Origin of the sequence: Endozoicomonas montiporae CL-33, assembly GCF_001583435.1 — a bacterium.
Lineage (GTDB): Bacteria > Pseudomonadota > Gammaproteobacteria > Pseudomonadales > Endozoicomonadaceae > Endozoicomonas_A > Endozoicomonas_A montiporae.
Window position 1 is genome coordinate 5,221,793 of record NZ_CP013251.1, and the last position, 16,083, is coordinate 5,237,875.

14 protein-coding genes are annotated in these 16,083 nt (G+C 49.5%); 4 read left to right on the forward strand and 10 right to left on the reverse strand.

Features of this window, described 5'->3' with window-relative positions; genetic code table 11:
* Window positions 1–156 precede the first annotated feature (156 nt).
* Together EZMO1_RS24155 and EZMO1_RS24160 are read right to left on the reverse strand one after the other, a co-directional pair.
* A complete protein-coding gene (locus tag EZMO1_RS24155) occupies window positions 157–2,646 on the reverse strand; it encodes an ABC transporter permease (RefSeq protein ID WP_034877745.1) in 2,490 nt (829 codons plus the stop codon).
* Window positions 2,643–3,377 carry an ABC transporter ATP-binding protein gene (locus EZMO1_RS24160; protein ID WP_051790316.1) on the reverse strand — a complete coding sequence of 245 codons (735 nt, stop codon included), beginning with the start codon at window positions 3,375–3,377 and terminating at the stop codon, window positions 2,643–2,645. The genes EZMO1_RS24155 and EZMO1_RS24160 overlap by 4 nt, the downstream gene beginning before the upstream one ends.
* Between EZMO1_RS24160 and EZMO1_RS24165 the strand changes: the two genes are divergently transcribed.
* Both EZMO1_RS24165 and EZMO1_RS24170 read left to right on the forward strand, forming a co-directional pair.
* Window positions 3,364–3,999, forward strand: a complete 636-nt coding sequence (locus tag EZMO1_RS24165) for an arylesterase (protein WP_086936442.1) — start codon at window positions 3,364–3,366, stop codon at window positions 3,997–3,999. The two genes, EZMO1_RS24160 and EZMO1_RS24165, sit on opposite strands and share 14 nt — an antisense overlap.
* 215 nt (window positions 4,000–4,214) lie before the next feature.
* Window positions 4,215–6,842: a glycoside hydrolase family 3 C-terminal domain-containing protein gene (locus EZMO1_RS24170; protein ID WP_051790312.1), complete on the forward strand. Its 2,628-nt coding sequence runs from the start codon at window positions 4,215–4,217 to the stop codon at window positions 6,840–6,842.
* A 23-nt stretch (window positions 6,843–6,865) separates the two neighbouring features.
* On the opposite strand, the gene EZMO1_RS24175 is transcribed toward EZMO1_RS24170, so the two are convergent.
* The 7 genes from EZMO1_RS24175 to EZMO1_RS27490 all read right to left on the reverse strand — a co-directional run bounded on the left by EZMO1_RS24175 (window position 6,866) and on the right by EZMO1_RS27490 (window position 13,684).
* Window positions 6,866–7,924 carry a patatin-like phospholipase family protein gene (locus EZMO1_RS24175; RefSeq protein ID WP_034877744.1) on the reverse strand — a complete coding sequence of 353 codons (1,059 nt, stop codon included), beginning with the start codon at window positions 7,922–7,924 and terminating at the stop codon, window positions 6,866–6,868.
* The gene (locus tag EZMO1_RS24180; protein WP_034874754.1) at window positions 7,925–8,317 is read right to left on the reverse strand and encodes an acyl-CoA thioesterase; all 393 of its coding nucleotides are present in this window, start codon (window positions 8,315–8,317) and stop codon (window positions 7,925–7,927) included.
* 256 nt (window positions 8,318–8,573) lie between these two features.
* Complete coding sequence (locus tag EZMO1_RS24185; protein WP_061509740.1) at window positions 8,574–9,638, reverse strand: IS701 family transposase; 1,065 nt, start codon at window positions 9,636–9,638, stop codon at window positions 8,574–8,576.
* A gap of 57 nt (window positions 9,639–9,695) precedes the next feature.
* Entirely contained in the window at window positions 9,696–12,044 is a 2,349-nt protein-coding gene (locus EZMO1_RS24190; RefSeq protein ID WP_051790308.1) for a PqiB family protein, read from the reverse strand.
* Between the two features lie 34 nt (window positions 12,045–12,078).
* A complete protein-coding gene (locus tag EZMO1_RS24195) occupies window positions 12,079–12,741 on the reverse strand; it encodes a paraquat-inducible protein A (protein WP_051790304.1) in 663 nt (220 codons plus the stop codon).
* Complete coding sequence (locus tag EZMO1_RS26000; RefSeq protein WP_082212265.1) at window positions 12,731–13,432, reverse strand: paraquat-inducible protein A; 702 nt, start codon at window positions 13,430–13,432, stop codon at window positions 12,731–12,733. The genes EZMO1_RS24195 and EZMO1_RS26000 overlap by 11 nt, the downstream gene beginning before the upstream one ends.
* A gap of 51 nt (window positions 13,433–13,483) precedes the next feature.
* Window positions 13,484–13,684 (reverse strand): hypothetical protein, encoded by a 201-nt coding sequence (locus EZMO1_RS27490; protein WP_222842164.1) that lies wholly within the window; start codon window positions 13,682–13,684, stop codon window positions 13,484–13,486.
* A gap of 58 nt (window positions 13,685–13,742) precedes the next feature.
* On the opposite strand from EZMO1_RS27490, the gene EZMO1_RS24210 reads away from it, so the two are divergent.
* Entirely contained in the window at window positions 13,743–14,501 is a 759-nt protein-coding gene (locus tag EZMO1_RS24210) for a DeoR/GlpR family DNA-binding transcription regulator (protein ID WP_051790298.1), read from the forward strand.
* A 103-nt stretch (window positions 14,502–14,604) separates the two neighbouring features.
* Here EZMO1_RS24210 and EZMO1_RS24215 read toward each other — a convergent pair whose 3' ends face one another.
* On the reverse strand, window positions 14,605–14,877 hold the full coding sequence (locus tag EZMO1_RS24215) for a DksA/TraR family C4-type zinc finger protein (protein ID WP_034877742.1): 273 nt from the start codon (window positions 14,875–14,877) through the stop codon (window positions 14,605–14,607).
* Window positions 14,878–15,004: 127 nt separating this feature from the next.
* Between EZMO1_RS24215 and pdxA the strand changes: the two genes are divergently transcribed.
* Entirely contained in the window at window positions 15,005–15,982 is a 978-nt protein-coding gene (gene pdxA / locus EZMO1_RS24220) for a 4-hydroxythreonine-4-phosphate dehydrogenase PdxA (RefSeq protein WP_222842165.1), read from the forward strand.
* Window positions 15,983–16,083 lie beyond the last annotated feature (101 nt).

Here is a 16,083-nt window from a genome sequence, read left to right on the forward strand (position 1 = left end):
TATTCCACTCTAACACGGCCTTTCAAAAGATGAACAACATCGATCAGAAAAACTTATCCACTTATTCACAAAATAACCGGTTAACCCTCTGAATGACCTGTGGATAATGTTTCTGACAGTGCTTTCCAGAGCGCTCGCGTAACAACTGTTTAAAATTCATACAGAATTCAACACAGCCATTGGAGACTGCCGTACAACGCGCCGAACCCCCAGCCAACCAGCCAGGCCAATCAGCCCACCACCTGCCAGAGGCAAAACAATCCACAGCCACACAGCTGGCTGCCAGCTCATTCTGAACACATACCTCTGCAGCCACCAGTTACATAACTCCGTTCCTGCGACCGCAATCAGACCCGAAAGAAATCCCAATACAACAAACTCACCCACCTGCAGTCGCAATAGTTGCTGCCGGGTTCCGCCAAGAGAACGAATCAGGGCGCCTTCGTGCAGGCGTGCATCCAGACTGGACTCAATAGCCGATGCCGTCACTAGCAACCCTGCCAGCAACAAAGCAAACAGCATACCTTCAACAGCCAGTATTGATTGCCGAACCATTCCCTGCACCTGACTGATAATGGCGTCCAGATCCAGCAACGTTACTGTTGGAAAGCCACGCACAAACTCATTCAACAACAGTCGTTTTTGTGGTGGCAAATAAAAACTGCTCAACCAGCTGGCTGGTAATCCTGCCAACGTACTTTCCGGAAACATCATATAAAAATTCGGCTGAAAGGATTCCCAGTCAGCCCTGCGCAGGCTGGTGATGGTAGCGTTCACCTCCCGGCCAGAAATAGCGAAAGTCAGCCTGTCACCCAGCTTAACCCCAAGGTGCTCAACAATACTCATTTCCACTGACAGTTCAGACTCACCGTTTTTCTGCCACCACTGACCGTCAACCAACTGATTGCTTTCTGGAAATTCATTGGCCCAGGTCAGACTCAACTCACGGTTCAGCGAGTTGTGGCTACGCTGCTCTTCTGACACGGCTTCTTTTGCAGGTATTCCATTGATGTGTGTTAAGCGCCCACGAACAATAGGGTAAAGTCTGCTGCGCTCGACCTGATGCTCTTCCAAAAAGCGACGGAAACCATCAATCTCCGAAGGTTGAACATTCAGCGCAAAATAATTCGGCGTACCTTCCGGCAACTGCTGCTGCCAACGTTCCAGCAAATCAGTACGCAGCAGAAGCACAATGGCCATCGACATAAAAATCAGGGAAAACGCCAGCAGTTGTGCAGTGGTCTGCCCCTGCTCCTGTGACAAACGCTTCAGCCCCAAACGCCATTGCAACGGCAAAGAATGACTACGCAGCCGTTGGTGCACAAAGCTCAGGACAATCCTTACAGAAAAAGTAATCAGAGCCAGAACCATTGTTCCTGCCAATGTGATGCCGATTGTCATCATCAGCTGCCCCGTGTGATACCAGAGCAACGCAATCATAGCTGCCAGAGACAGTCCGTAAACCAGCCAGGCTCTCACTGGTGCTGGCATCAAGTCACGGCGAAGCACGCGCAAAGGAGTTACCTCCTGCAAACGAAGCAGAGGCGCAAATCCAAAGCCAATAAGCGTGATTACCCCCGTAGCACCACCCACCAGCATGGGCATGAAACTCGCTTCAGGTAACCAGGCTGGCAGAACGCCTTTCAACAACAATAAAACACCAGCCTGCATCAGCCAGCCCAGAGCAACACCGGGAATCGCCACCAGCAACGCCACCAGCACCAGCTCTCCAGTGAGAATCTGCATCGACAGCTTTTGTGTTGCTCCCAGACAACGCATGACAGCAATGGCATCAAAGCGTCGTTCAGCAAAACGTCTGCTGGACATGGCCACCGCAACCCCTGCCAACAAAAGAGCTGCCAGACTGCCCAATCCTAAAAACTGCCTTAGTCGTACGACAGAATTTCTTAAATCCTGCCGGTTGTCTTCTGCCAGCGTTAACCGCTCGCTGTTGTTTAGTAAAGGCTTAACCTGCTTTTGAAAGGCTTTCAGATCACGGCTTTTACCGGCAATCAGGGTTTTCCAGCTGACACGGCTACCGGGTTGAATCACATTAGTGGCTGGCACATCCGCAAGGTTAAACATCAATCGGGGAGCAAGGCTGTAAAAATTCCCTCCGCGATCCATTTCCAGCGTAATCGTCCGGGTAATCTTCAGGGTGGTTTCACCGACATCCACCGAATCGCCAATCTCAACACCTAACAGAGAAAACAGCCTTGGCTCCAGCCAGGCTTCGCCGGGCGCAGGAATTCCCGACGCTCTTCGATCTTCAGCAAATGGCTGATCAGCAATGCGCATATGCCCACGCAGCGGATAACCATCCGGGACAGCCTTGGCTGCCACCATTTGCATTTGTTCTCCAGCCAGCACAACCGTTGGAAACTCCAGTATCCGAAGCTGTTGCACAGGCTGGACATCCAACACTGCCTGCGCTTTTTCAGACAACGGGCTGGAGCTGCGAATCATCATATCCGCGCCCATGACTTCCGCCACTTGTCGTCCAAGAGCCAACTGCAGTCGTTCACTGAAAATGGCGATGGCTGTGCTGACACTGACCGCCATTAATAGCGATAAGACCAGCAACCACAATTCACCCGAACGCCAGTCACGCAATAAAAACCGGAGAGACAGCCAAGTCGCTTTCATGCCGTCACCCCAACTTTACGCTGCTCCTCAACAATCACCCCTTGGGTTAAACGAAGCACCCGATCGCAACGGGAAGCCAGCCCCATATCATGAGTCACCAGCACCAGAGTCGCCCCCCGTTCCCGGTTCACTTCAAATAACAGCTGAATAATGCTCTCACCGGTTTTTTCATCGAGATTCCCCGTGGGTTCATCGGCAAACAAAATATCCGGATAACCTGCAAAAGCTCTGGCAATGGCGACTCGTTGCTGTTCGCCTCCTGACAGCTGTCTTGGGTAATGGTCCAGCCGCTCACTCAAACCAACCCGCTGCAAAATTGCACGACTGCTCTCAACCACCTTTTCGCTCCCCGACAACTCCAGTGGCAGCATGACATTTTCCAAGGCTGTCAGGTTGGGTAATAGCTGAAATGATTGAAAAACAAAGCCCGTATGTCTGGCCCGTACTTTTGCCCGCTGATCTTCATCCAGCGTATCAAGACGATTTCCGGCCAGATGAACCTCTCCGCCTGTTGGCAAATCCAGACCGGCCAGAATACCCAACAAGGTTGATTTTCCTGAACCGGAAGCACCGACAATAGCAACGGACTCACCAGACTTGATCTGAAGGTCAAGTCCGGACAGTATGGTGAGAGAACCACTCTGGGCAACAACCTGTTTTTCCAGAGCCTTGGCCATAACAGCTGTCGTATGAGGATTCGTCAGGGAGGATGCGTTTTTGTTTTTAGTCATTCGTCGTTTAGCAACCAGTGTTATCGTTTTGTTCGCCCTTGTCGCACAAGCGGCTTTTGCTTCTCCCGTCAGCCAGAAAACCATTCTGGTGTACGGAGACAGCCTGAGTGCCGCTTATGGTCTTGAAATACAACAGGGCTGGGTATCTTTATTACAGGAAAAGCTTGATCAAACCAAGTCTGACTGGAAGGTGGTCAATCTCAGCATTAGTGGCGAAACCACTGCCGGAGGACTCAGCCGCTTACCCGCCGCTCTAAAAGAACATCGACCGGAATTAATGTTGCTGCAGCTGGGTGCAAACGACGGCATGCGGGGAACACCACTGACATCCGTGTCCAACAATCTGGAGCAGATGATTCAGCAAGCTCAGACAGAAGATGTCGATGTTTTATTGTTTGAAATGATGATTCCTCCTAATTATGGCCCCGTCTACACTCGAAAATTTACCCGAATTTTTCATGACCTCGGCAAAGAATATACAGTTTCTGTAGTCCCTTTCTTTCTCGACGGTGTTGCAGGACACCCGAAGCTGAATCAGCCGGATGGAATACACCCGGTGGCGAAGGCCCAGCCCATGATTTTTAACAATGTCTGGCCTCATATAAAAACAGCTATGGAATAACAGTCTTTTTTAAACGCGCGTGAACAGGCTCGATTCGCACGCGTTAATCAATAGCACAAATAGTCGCTATCAAATAACCACCCATTCGTTACCCTTTTTTCATTTTAACGTTTTATTGCTTGATCATAATCAATTAGCCCACCGTTCAAATCGATCACAATTATTAAACACCTAAAGCGACAATCTCCTCCTGAATCTCTTTAAAAGATATTTGAATGCGTTATTTGAAAACAATTTTAAGTCTTGCCGTCAGTGTTTCTGTCAGCAGCGCAGTAATAGCAGAAGACGTTATACGCCCTGATATTCCGTTTTATGATCATACGCTTCCCATAGAGGAACGGCTTGATGACATTACTGCCCGTCTGACTCCCGAAGAAAAAGGCCACATGATTACCCTGTGGAACCCCGGTGTACCACGCTATGGCATGAAGGCTTATATGCCAGGTGAAGCTCTGCACGGACTGGCGTCACCAAGAAACAATGCTGCCACTGTTTTTCCACAATCCATCGGTCTTGCTGCCACCTGGGATCCGGAAGCGATGAAACGTATGGGTGATGCGGTATCCGACGAAGCCCGCGCCCAGTACCACAATGGCCCGGTAATCAGCCGGGGGCAGCGTGGCCCTCTGACCTTCTGGTCACCTGTTATTAACATTGCCCGTGATCCGCGCTGGGGGCGTACGCAGGAAGCTTATGGTGAAGACCCTTTGATCAACGGCATGATGGCAACCGCCTATGTTCAGGGCTTGCAGGGTGATCACCCGACTTACCTGAAAACCGCAGCCGGCGCCAAACACTTTGTTGCCAATAACGAAGAACACAATCGTTTTCACGGCAACGCCGATATTTCTGAAAAACAGCTGCGCGAGTACTACTTCCCTGCTTATAAACAAGTGGTTGAAGAAGGCAATGCCCAGATCATTATGACCGCTTACAATGCACTTAATGGCAAACCTGCGGTCACAAATACCTGGCTGGTACGCGATGTTCTGCGTGGTGAATGGGGCTTTGACGGTTTTGTACTCGGCGATTACGGCTCTATTTTGATGGTCACCAAAGGCTGGGGAGAACGGGGCTTCAAAGGCCATGAAATCTACGACAATTACGTTGAATCCAGTGCCGCAGTGATGAATGCCGAAACTCTGGACTTTGACAATACACGAGTATTTCGCAAAGAGCTGATCACTGCCATTGAACGGGGGATGGTGGATATTGCACAGCTGGATCGTGCTTTCCGCAACACGATTCGTGTTGGTCTGAAGCTGGGCTTCTTTGATCCCGAAGAACTGTCTCCCTGGAAAGATCTGCCGTTTGAAACTCTGACATCATTTAAAGACCTTGCCCGGGAGCTGGCTGAAAAGTCCATGGTTCTGCTACAAAACGAACCTGTTGACGGACAACCTCTACTGCCTCTCGACAAGAGCAAACTGAAAAGCGTCGCTGTGGTTGGCCCCAACGCGGATGTTCTGAACTACGGCACTTACAGTGGCACTGCGACTGACCCGGTGACGCCTTTACAGGGTATCCGGGATTATCTGGGCGATGATGTCGAAGTGCTCTACGTGCCGTGGACATCGGATAATGATGCGTTCAGCGATATCCCCATGGATAATATAACCACTCTGGACAGTCAGGGTCTGGGGGTATGGAATGTGGTGTACCACAACAACCCTCATGCCAGCGGCAAACCTGTCGCCAGAGAAAATGTTGCCAGCATTGACTTCGCATGGTCAGGGAAAGACAAGCCAAGCAGAAAGCTCTCCAATACCCGGTACTCGGCTACCTATACGACAACGGTTGTACCTCCACAAAGCGGCCTCTATACCTTTGCTGTTGATACCAAGGGAGCCGATGTTATGGTGCAGGTCAATGGCGCTCCATTGATGAGAGACCACGGCAACAATCATAAAGTTAGCCGTACAACAACAAACCTTGAACTGGATGCCACCAAAACCTATGAAATCAGCATCATTTCGATGCGCTCGAATAATGCCGACGAACATGTTGTCAGCTTTGGCTGGAAGCTGCCCCAGGAAGACAGTGAATTTGAAGGCGGAGAGCTGGAAGTTGCTAAGCAGGCCGATGCTGTCATTGCCGTGATGGGACTGTCTGTTGAGTATGAGCGCGAAAGTATTGACCGAGCTTTTGAAGGTCTGCCACCGGAGCAAACGGATATGTTGCGAGGCGTGGTTGCAGCCAATCCAAACACTGTCGTGGTACTGCAAAGCGGTTCATCCATTGAAAGCCCCGAGCTAAAAGCGATGGCACCCGCCATTTTGCAAAGCTGGTATCCGGGCGAGCAAGGCGGTAATGCCATTGCCAACACTCTGTTTGGTGACAATAATCCGGGTGGCAAACTGCCACTGACGTTTGTAAAAAGCTGGGACGATCTGCCTCCGTTCAATGATTATGACATCACCAAAGGGCGTACCTACCTGTATTTTGACAAAGAGCCGCTGTGGGCGTTTGGTCATGGCCTGAGCTACACAACCTTCGAAATGACCGACCTCAGCCTTAAAGAAAAGTCTGTGGCTAAAGACGACACCATCAAACTGGATGTCACCGTTAAAAATACTGGCAAACGTGCAGGTGACGAGGTGATTCAGGTGTACATCAAAGACCTCTTTGACCGTTCAGAAAAGCCCCTGCAGCGGCTGAAAGCCTTCGAGCGGGTTTCTGTAGAAGCCGGTAAATCTGAAGTGGTCAGTCTGGATATTGATGTAAATGATCTGGCTTACTGGAATGAACAAACCAGTGACTGGGCTCTGGGTGACCGCTATGAAATTCGTGTCGGTAATGCTTCTGACAACATTCTGCTGACAGAAACAGTGACCGTTCAGTGATCCATATAAATACTTAAATTAATTTACAGTGGTCGAACTGTTTCCCGGATTCGACCACTGTTCACCTGCTCCAAAAACTCGTCCCCCAGACGCTGGCTTTCCTGAATCACAACCTTCCAGTATCGAACCCGTTCCTCGTAAGACAAATTCACAAAATCATTGCGATCCGGAATTTTGCCGTAAGGAAGCTTTGCCACAAATTCATCAGACGGTGACACCATAACAAGGTTTTCGCTATTCACTGCTGAAGGTTTACGCCATTTGATGCCTTTATCGAACCAGCCGGGTATTCGGTGACCATAGAAGTGCGGATAGAGCACCAGTTTGTCATTACCAGCAAAGCGGGTATCAAAGTGGTAATCCGTTACACCACCATCCCGATAAACACCACTGGGTGCCCCAGAAATACCCTCAACACCTTCCATCACCATGGGAATGGAGCCTGAAGCCAGAATCGCCTCTGCCAGATTCGCTTCCGATAACTCGACCCGATCCGTTGGCAGGTCACTCATGGTATGAAAAGGTGATGTTACGCCCGGGGTATAAAACAGTGTTCGGGTAAAAAATAATCCCAACGTTTTGCGACTGGCGGCATTTGCCAGTGCTGCCATGGCCAGACCAGTCATCAATGACCCTTTTCGGCTGCTTTTGCCTAACCCGCGACTGCGTACAGCAATCAGGTTATAACGCATGACACTGTTATCGAGAATGCCTTTTGCATGACTGCCAATAATTTCTTTTATCAACAGACGACATTTAGAGGTGATTTCTTCCGGCGTCGGGTTATCCGAATACTGTGTCAGCAGATAACCCTGCTCAAACCGTTCATGAGCACTCAGTGCATCTGGGTGGGCATAGCAGGCAAAGCGCCAACTCCCTGCCGACGTACCCAGCAGGTGCAACGGTTCTTTACGATCTTTGAAGTACTCTCCGATTAACGCCTTATCCAGCCCTGTGAGCACAAACCATTTTGGCCCGCCTGAAGCCCCCGGCATCACTTCTATACTGCTCTGGGGCAGACCTTCATCCCTGACACGGGCAAGCGCTGCAGGCCCCGCTTTGATATCCAGTATCGACGACATTTACTCTTCCAGATGTTCCAGCAGTTTTACACGAACTTCGTCAGGTATAGGGGCTGCTTTTTCAGCGGCATAATCATAGTGAATCAGAATCGCCTTACCCCTTGCGCATAACGCTTCGGACTGCCATGCCTCATGGTGAATATACATTGAAGAATTACCCACCTTTTCCAGCCAGGTTCTCAGTTCTACGTCCTTGCCAAACCGCAGCTGTTTCAGAAACTCTACTTCAATGCGGGCAATGATAAGCTGCCATTTTTGCAAATCCATTTCAGGGTTAAACAAATAGAAGATCGGCTCTCTGGCTTTTTCAAACCAGACCGGTAAGACCGTGTTGTTGATATGACCAAGGGCATCGGTCTCGCAAAAGCGGGGAGTGAGAGTCTGGGCAAACATCGTTGTACTTATTCTGTGTTGAAAACCAGAGACATTATTGTCGCATTAACTGAAGTTCTCAATGCAGCATCCCAATTTCATCTTCTAAGAAGCTGTTCATGATCTTTTGAGGAAAGCGAAAATGGTGAGAAATTGTTGCTGTTTTTTGATCTCATGAGGCGCGTAGTGGTGCTACGCAACGAATGAGATCAAAAAGCAGGGGCAATTTATCAACATTTGCAGCCCTCAATAAGATCGTGAACAGCTTCTAAATAACTCATGTTACGCACCCCTTCATCGACTGAAGTTTCTGGAACGATGATTTCAATGCAGTAAGATAGAGCTTTGCCCGCAACTCAAAATGGTTTAAATCAAGCTTATTAGCCAGAACCTCGAGACGAAATGCCGAATATATCGACATAAACAGATGATTACTCTGCGTCAAAACTGTATAAGTCGGTGACTTGGCCATTGATGCATTAGATTTGAGTGTTTTATGGAAGACTTCAACTTTCCACCGTTTTTTGTAGATCGCCTTCAAAGCCTCTGCGTCACACTCAAGATCACTGCATATCAGATAGAGAATGCCCTTACTGCCATCTTTGTTTGTAAAGACCTGCCGGAACAGCAGAACGGGGAAGTCCACGCCTGCAATCCAGCCTTTGATGGGCTTTTCTTCTGAGAAATCAATGGAATCTATGCGCTGTGAGCGCCCCTGACTTTTATCTTCCTCACTCAGCGAAACCTTCCGGTTTGACTTGCTGGCCATGACAAAATGCTTATCGCATTTGTGTCGTATATACAGCATGTTGTCGTTAGAACAGAACCAGCTATCTGCCAGCACGTAACGAAATTTGAGCTGATTATCACAACAAACTTTCAGCATCTCCCGAAAGTCTTCGTTCTTGGTGGGTTCAGCCTTGCGTTTAACTTTTTTAGTTTTTACGTCGGAGTATTGAATAGGCTTCTCGATAAGCTTGTAGGCGACGGGAATAGAGATATCACCGACATGGTAAACAAAGTTGAGAAGGTTGATACCTTTTACCGAACGACCAAAGGTGTGATCGAAGTGCCATGCAATCAGGTCGTTCTCATCAGTGTAGAGTTTCTCCTGAATAGTGTCGTCGGCAATAAGTACTCCATCATCGCGCTCTTCCTGACGCACAACGGCTTTAACATGGTGCCAAAGAGTCTTACTGTCGAAGTGATTACGGGACAGAAGGCGTGTTACCTGATCATGGCTGTATGCGCCGTCCAGCAAAGATGACAGCTGTGTAGCTGTCGTTTTGCCGAATGAGGACAGCAGGTAATCGCTATACAGCTCAAACAGCTCTGTGTTCATGCTCTAAAGCATGGCAGATTTTTCTGGGTGCGTAACATGAGTAAATAAGAATTTGCATCATTCGTCACCCAGTGAAATAGCAGGTGCCCAATTTAACCACTGAGAGTCTGCTTCTTTTGCCATCTTAAATTGATGGTTTGCCGACACAGGCTCTCCGACTTCCGGAGTGGCAAACGCTATACCGCCAGCCAGCAGTGCTTCCAGTGATTCTGTACGTATTTTGGCACCACTGAACAGGCCAAATTTCACATCCACACCACTGGCATTCCAGAAACGACTTTTTTCAGTGACCAGCGACGTATAACGGTCTTCAATATTAATAAAAATCAGGACGTGGCTCGCAGGGTCTGCCAGACGATAGCCTGTTACTTTGCCCACCGGGATTTCCCGGTAATACACCGGATTACCGCGGCGAATGGAGCCCAGCTGATCACTCACCAGTTGCAGCCGCAGACCGGTGTTAAGAGGCTTGTCATCCGGTACGGTCATTTCAACGGTAAAAACCATTTTCGCCACAGCGTCTTTTCTGTTTGCAGGCTGTACCTCGATGTATTGTCCGGTTACCAGTGTTTCCAGATTAGCTGAATTAGCCAGCCCCAGTCTCGGCCTGACCAGCCAGAAACGGCTGCCTTTCTGAGCCACCCATTCGGCGCTGTCCTTCAAAAGGGTGGTTGCCTCAATATGTCCTTTCTCTTTATTGAGCTTTAGCCCGGTCAGTTGCCCTACAACCAACCCCTTATATTTCACTTTGGTGCCCACCTGTAACCCTTCAGCGGTTTCAAAGATCAACGTAATTTTCTGACCGGTCTGGTGCGCCTGATCAACACTGTTGAACAAAACAAAACCGGTACCGTTTTTCACTGTGTTTGATGTTTTGTCCGGCGTATCAAAAGCGATGCCTCCTGCCAGCATGGAATTAAGTGTTCCGACTTTGATGCTGAACCCCTGTAACCCACCCTGCAATGTAATGCCACTGACATTCCAGAACCGGCTACTGCTGTTAATAAGGTGCTGATAAGCAGGGTCGATGAGTACTTTTACAAGAACACCGTCGTCAGACAGTTCATGGCTCTGAACAGAGCCCACCTGCATTTTCCGGAAAAGCACCGGACTGCCATGACTGATACCAGCCAGTGAGTCAGCACGGAGATTCAGGTGCAAGCCGGGGGCAGAAGGCGATGCCGGGGGCTCATTGGCTAATCCTTTAAAATGACGTTCCGGAGCCGCAGCCTTTATATCTTTGCTACTGACATCCATGTTGATATAGCGCCCGCTCAGCAATGTTTCCAGCCCGGAAACCCCATGCAGACCAATACTCGGTTTTACCAGCCAGAACCGCGCTCCCTTGACCATCAGGTTGACGGCATCGGGTCTTACAACAGCATTGGCAACAATACCTGAGTAGTCATCTTTTAATTCAGTGTCCTTAATTAACCCGACTTCCATACCATGAAACAGAATGCGCGTTTTTCCCTGCCCCAGGGCAACATCCAGCGGGAAATCAATTTCTACAGCAATGCCCGCTTCTGCTTCATCGTAATCCCGATACAATGGAAACACATCACCCTGATACGCTTCGGGAAACTCCTGCTCCCACTCGGGGGTGTAGAGCGATACACCGCCCTGAATCATGGACGCGATGGACTGTGCCCGGACTTTCAGATTGGTCAAGCTGCCAGACAGTTCAATCCCTCCTGCATTCCAGAACCGGGTATTGCGCCGAACAAGGTGGGCAAACTGCGGCTTGATGAAGATCTCTACATCAACATACTGATCATCTGCAGACAGGTCATAAGACGACACTTCACCAATTTTCAGACGACGATAATACACCGGGCTACCATTCTGAATGGAAGATAACTCCTTTGCCCTGAGTGTCAGGCTTAAACCGTTTTCCTGCTCTCCCAATGGAGGAGGCGATGACAGGGCAATAAACTTCTTGCGTTTAATGCCTGTATCCGCAGGCTGAAACGCAATGTAATTACCAGACACCAGCGTATCCAGCCCCGATATACCCGCTACACTCACCTGCGGCTGAACCAGCCAGAAGCGACTGTTTTCAGTGAGGCTGTTTGACATACGACGATCCATTTCCAGAGTCACATTAACGGATTTCAGATCCTCAGACATCGCCATGGCGGTAACCTTTCCCACCGCTATACCGTTTAACCGGACTTCTGTTTTGCCCTGTTTAATGCCCCTGCCATTCTGAAATTGCACATCAACCGTGACACCCGCCTCGCTGATAGCCTTCCACACCAGCCAGACCACAATGAACAAGGCCACCACCGGCAATAACCAAACAGACGAAATATTTCCGCGCTTTTTAACCCTGGCCTCGGCAGGTTCCGGTGCAGAAGTGTTCTGATTCATCGTTTCCCGCTCATTGTTTTTTTCATGACCCACTCGTTGTTTTTTTCATGACTCTCTCATTATTTTTTCATGGATAGTCTTCCAGCGGTTTGCCGGTGTCTGATTCCGCTCTCAATGCATCCCACAACAAGCGAGGATCAAACTGGATGGCTGCCAGCATGGTGGTCACCACCACACTGGCGAAAGCATAGGCCCCGGCACCGGCGGTCACCGTGCCCAGTTGTCCGAATTTCACCAGCCCCACCAGCAGGGAAATAATAAAGATATCCAGCATTGACCAACGCCCTATCCAGACGATCATCCGGTATAGCATTAATTGTCTGTGCAGAGCAGCACGGGGAAAGTGAACCGACAATAACAGCCACACCATGACCAGTAACTTCAGTATGGGCACCATTACACTGGCGATAAACACCAGCAGCGCTATGGGAATCATGCCCTGTTGAACCAGCTCAATAACCCCGGAAATAATGGTTTGCGGCTGCCCTTCTTCAAACTTGCTGACGGTCATCATGGGCAGTAGGTTGGCAGGAATGTACAACAGGGCGGCTGTCAGGGTAAGAGCCCAGCACCGTACAAGACTGTTCGGCTGTCGTTGATGCACAACGGCACTGCAACGTGGACAGTTCGAGACCTGAACAGGGCACACTTTGTGACAGCTCAGACAAAGCTTTAGTCCGGCATCAGAGCCGCTACACCAATGTCTGCCATTATCTGGTTCAGCGTTCATAACCACCTTCCAGCTGTTCCCATACTTCCTGCTCATCCATACAAATACTGATGCCCAGTTCCGCTGCCATGAGCCCGACAAAACATAGCAGCCCGGCACCGGGATGAACGATGGCCATATCAGCCAGCTTTATCACCGCCACCAGAACCCCCAGCAGATAGATTTCAACCATTCCCCACTCGCCCAGCTGCAGGTAACGACGAAACAGGAGCCCGGCCAGCGGTCGCTGTTTTTTCAGAAGCTGTTTTTTCAAAAAGAGGGCACCCATAACAAAAAGCAAAATCAGTAAGCGAATACCCGGCACCAGAATGGCCAGCGAAAACACCAGCAATGCCACCCCCTGCAGGTCTTCCTGATAAAGGGTAACCACTCCATCCCAGATGGTGCTGGCTTCCTGATGGTCCAGAATTTCCATCTGCAAAACCGGAAAAATATTGGCGGGAAGGAAAAGGAGTAAGCCAGTTATGACCCATGACAATGTTTTTATCAGTCCATCTGGGTGATACTCACGTAAATTTCGGTTACATCTTGGACAACAGATGATCAGTTTGCGTGTAGGGTTCGGGTAAGCCACCTCCCTGATCACAAGGTCACAATCGGGACAAAGCGTTATGTTGCTATCCACCGGATGAGCATGATGATGGTCCTGACTGGCTGTGTCAGCGGGTTGGTGTAAAGAATCTGCCTTCATTGTTTCATCATTTGTGCCGTATAATCGCAATTCGCTGAAGTTCTGCTTCTGTCACCCTAATGTATCGGCAGAAACAGCAAGCGCCCGATCTATAGCTGCAGCTACACTTCCTGTGAAATTTCTCTCGCAGACAATGAGCAAAGCCTCATGTTCTGCATTGCTATGGCTCTGGCGCTGAAGTACTCCGCCCCAGGCTATGATAGTCGCTTTTTTACCAGTGACTGCCATCATGGCCAGGAGCTTGACTGACACTGACAATCGGTCACTTTCCGCGGTACGGAGCGATTTATCCAAAGAAAGAGGTTTTTATATGCTTCCCGTCGAGCGTCGCGAACACATCCTGGCTTATGTTGAAGAAAAGGGCTGCGCCAACATAGAAGAAATGGCCTCGAAGTTTGACGTCTCACAAATGACCATCCGCCGAGACATCCGAACTCTTGAGCAGGAAGACAAACTGCGTGTGACCTACGGTGGTGCGGTGTCCAAAAGCTTTTTGATGGAAGATATTCCATACGAAAAGAAAAATGCCGTGAACATCGAAGAGAAGAAGTCCATTGCATCTGAAGCCTTCAAACACATCCGTGAAGGTCAGATCGTGCTGCTGGACGCAGGCACTTCCACCATGGCTCTGGCAAAAATGCTGATGCGCATGCGTGTGACTGTGATCACTCCGGATCTGAAGATTGCCCTGCAACTGTCCGACTCCACCACTGCCAAGGTATACACCACCGGTGGTCTGGTCAGCTCTATCACCAAGGCACACACCGATGTGGCAGCCCTGAGCTTCCTGGACAGCATCAACGCCGACGTTGTATTCCTGGCCACCAACAGCTGGAGTCTGGAACACGGTGTGACCACCGCTTCTACCGACCACTACTACATCCGTCGCAAGATGCTGGAACGTGCTAACCGCAAGATTCTGCTGGCTGACTCCAGCAAGTACGGTGCTTCCAGCATGAAGACTATTTGCCAGCTGGATGAACTGGACACGATTATCACCGATGCTCGTTTCCACGATGAAAACATTGCAGCCATCGAAGAAGCTGGCGGCCAGCTGATTCGTGCCTGATTGTTGAAGAGAAAACCACTCGTCTGTATTGGTCGGGTGGTTTTCTGCCTTTTCGGCGCTATCTGTTTAGGCGCTATCTGTTTAGGCGCTATCTGATTCAGCGCTATCTGAGCTGGCTGTCCTTACTGCCACGACGATTAAACAAGTCGTTTAACTGCTGTTCCTGATCCCGTTCTTCCTGACACCGAACACATAACCGCACGCCCGGAAAAATACGGCGACGCTCCTCAGATATCGGCTCTCCACATTCATCACACTCTGTTGCGCTTTCACTGTTTGAGTCCGGCAAACGGGAACGAATCTGATCAACCGCATCGCTCACCGTATCGTCAATCTGATCCTGAACGGCTCCGTCTTTTGCAAATCCTCCGGCCATGACCACTACCTTTAAAAATGACTTTATTTGTAATTGGTAGCATAGGTCAGAGCAGCCAAGACTAAACTGTAGACCGACTCCTCTGCCCTGATGACTCAAAATGATGAAACCTGTGGTTTGCGTGCCAATGGGAGACCCTGCCGGCATTGGTCCTGAAATTACTGTTCAGTCAGTGACTGAATCCGATGTGCTCGATGGTTGCCGTATTATTGTTACCGGAACCGAAGCCTGCCTGAAGCGAGCGGCTGAGATCTGTCAGACCCAACTGTCTTTCAACCTTTGCAGACAGGTAACGGATATGACCGATGAGGCGCTCACGTTAAATCTGCTGCCAGTACACTGCCCGTCACTGCATGACACCACCTTTGGAACCGTTAGCCGTTCTGCAGGAGAAACGGCTTATCAATGCATAAAAGTAGCCACCGAACTGGCACTGCAAGGCCATGTTGATGCTCTGGCCACCACGCCCATCAATAAAGAGTCGCTGAAAGCGGCTGGCATTTCACACATAGGCCACACCGAAATACTGGCCGATCTGACCGACTGCCCCAACCCTCTGACCCTGTTTCAGGTAAATACGTTAAAGGTCTTTTTTCTTTCACGCCATATGTCGTTAAAAGCAGCATGCGACTACATTACCGACCGTCGTCTTATTGATTGTTCGCAACAAGCCATTAAGGCGCTTCAGCAACTCGGCGTACAGAACCCACGATTAGCCATTGCCGCATTAAACCCTCACGGTGGAGAACAGGGATTATTTGGCAGTGAGGAAATAATGGCGATCAAGCCCGCCGTTCAGCAACTTCAGAAGGACGGCTTTAATGTATTTGGCCCATTGCCTGCCGATTCGGTTTTTCATCAAGCCTTGCAGGGGCGTTACGACGCCGTTCTGTCCCTTTATCACGATCAGGGTCATATCGCGACCAAAATGGTGGATTTTGAGAAAACCATTTCAATCACCTGCGGACTGCCTTTTTTACGCACCTCGGTCGATCACGGAACCGCGTTTGATATTGCAGGACAAGGCATAGCAAGCCCTGTCAGCATGATTGAAGCCATCAAACTGGCGGCAAAATATGCCCGGGAAATGAAAACATTATGTTGACGGTTATCAATAATCAGGTATTGATTGTGTGAGAGTATGAAAACAAATGAAGACATTAGTTCCGACAGATAAAAAGCCGGACAAAGAATGACGAAAGGATA

Bases quoted from the DNA above. Each gene is read 5' to 3' on its own strand.
- EZMO1_RS24155 (WP_034877745.1), bottom strand. From the start codon at position 2,646: ATGAAAGCGACTTGGCTGTCTCTCCGGTTTTTATTGCGTGACTGGCGT.
- EZMO1_RS24160 (WP_051790316.1), bottom strand. From the start codon at position 3,377: ATGACTAAAAACAAAAACGCATCCTCCCTGACGAATCCTCATACGACA.
- EZMO1_RS24170 (WP_051790312.1), top strand. From the start codon at position 4,215: ATGCGTTATTTGAAAACAATTTTAAGTCTTGCCGTCAGTGTTTCTGTC.
- EZMO1_RS24175 (WP_034877744.1), bottom strand. From the start codon at position 7,924: ATGTCGTCGATACTGGATATCAAAGCGGGGCCTGCAGCGCTTGCCCGT.
- EZMO1_RS24180 (WP_034874754.1), bottom strand. From the start codon at position 8,317: ATGTTTGCCCAGACTCTCACTCCCCGCTTTTGCGAGACCGATGCCCTT.
- EZMO1_RS24185 (WP_061509740.1), bottom strand. From the start codon at position 9,638: ATGAACACAGAGCTGTTTGAGCTGTATAGCGATTACCTGCTGTCCTCA.
- EZMO1_RS24195 (WP_051790304.1), bottom strand. From the start codon at position 12,741: ATGAACGCTGAACCAGATAATGGCAGACATTGGTGTAGCGGCTCTGAT.
- EZMO1_RS26000 (WP_082212265.1), bottom strand. From the start codon at position 13,432: ATGAAGGCAGATTCTTTACACCAACCCGCTGACACAGCCAGTCAGGAC.
- EZMO1_RS24210 (WP_051790298.1), top strand. From the start codon at position 13,743: ATGCTTCCCGTCGAGCGTCGCGAACACATCCTGGCTTATGTTGAAGAA.
- EZMO1_RS24215 (WP_034877742.1), bottom strand. From the start codon at position 14,877: ATGGCCGGAGGATTTGCAAAAGACGGAGCCGTTCAGGATCAGATTGAC.
- pdxA (WP_222842165.1), top strand. From the start codon at position 15,005: ATGGGAGACCCTGCCGGCATTGGTCCTGAAATTACTGTTCAGTCAGTG.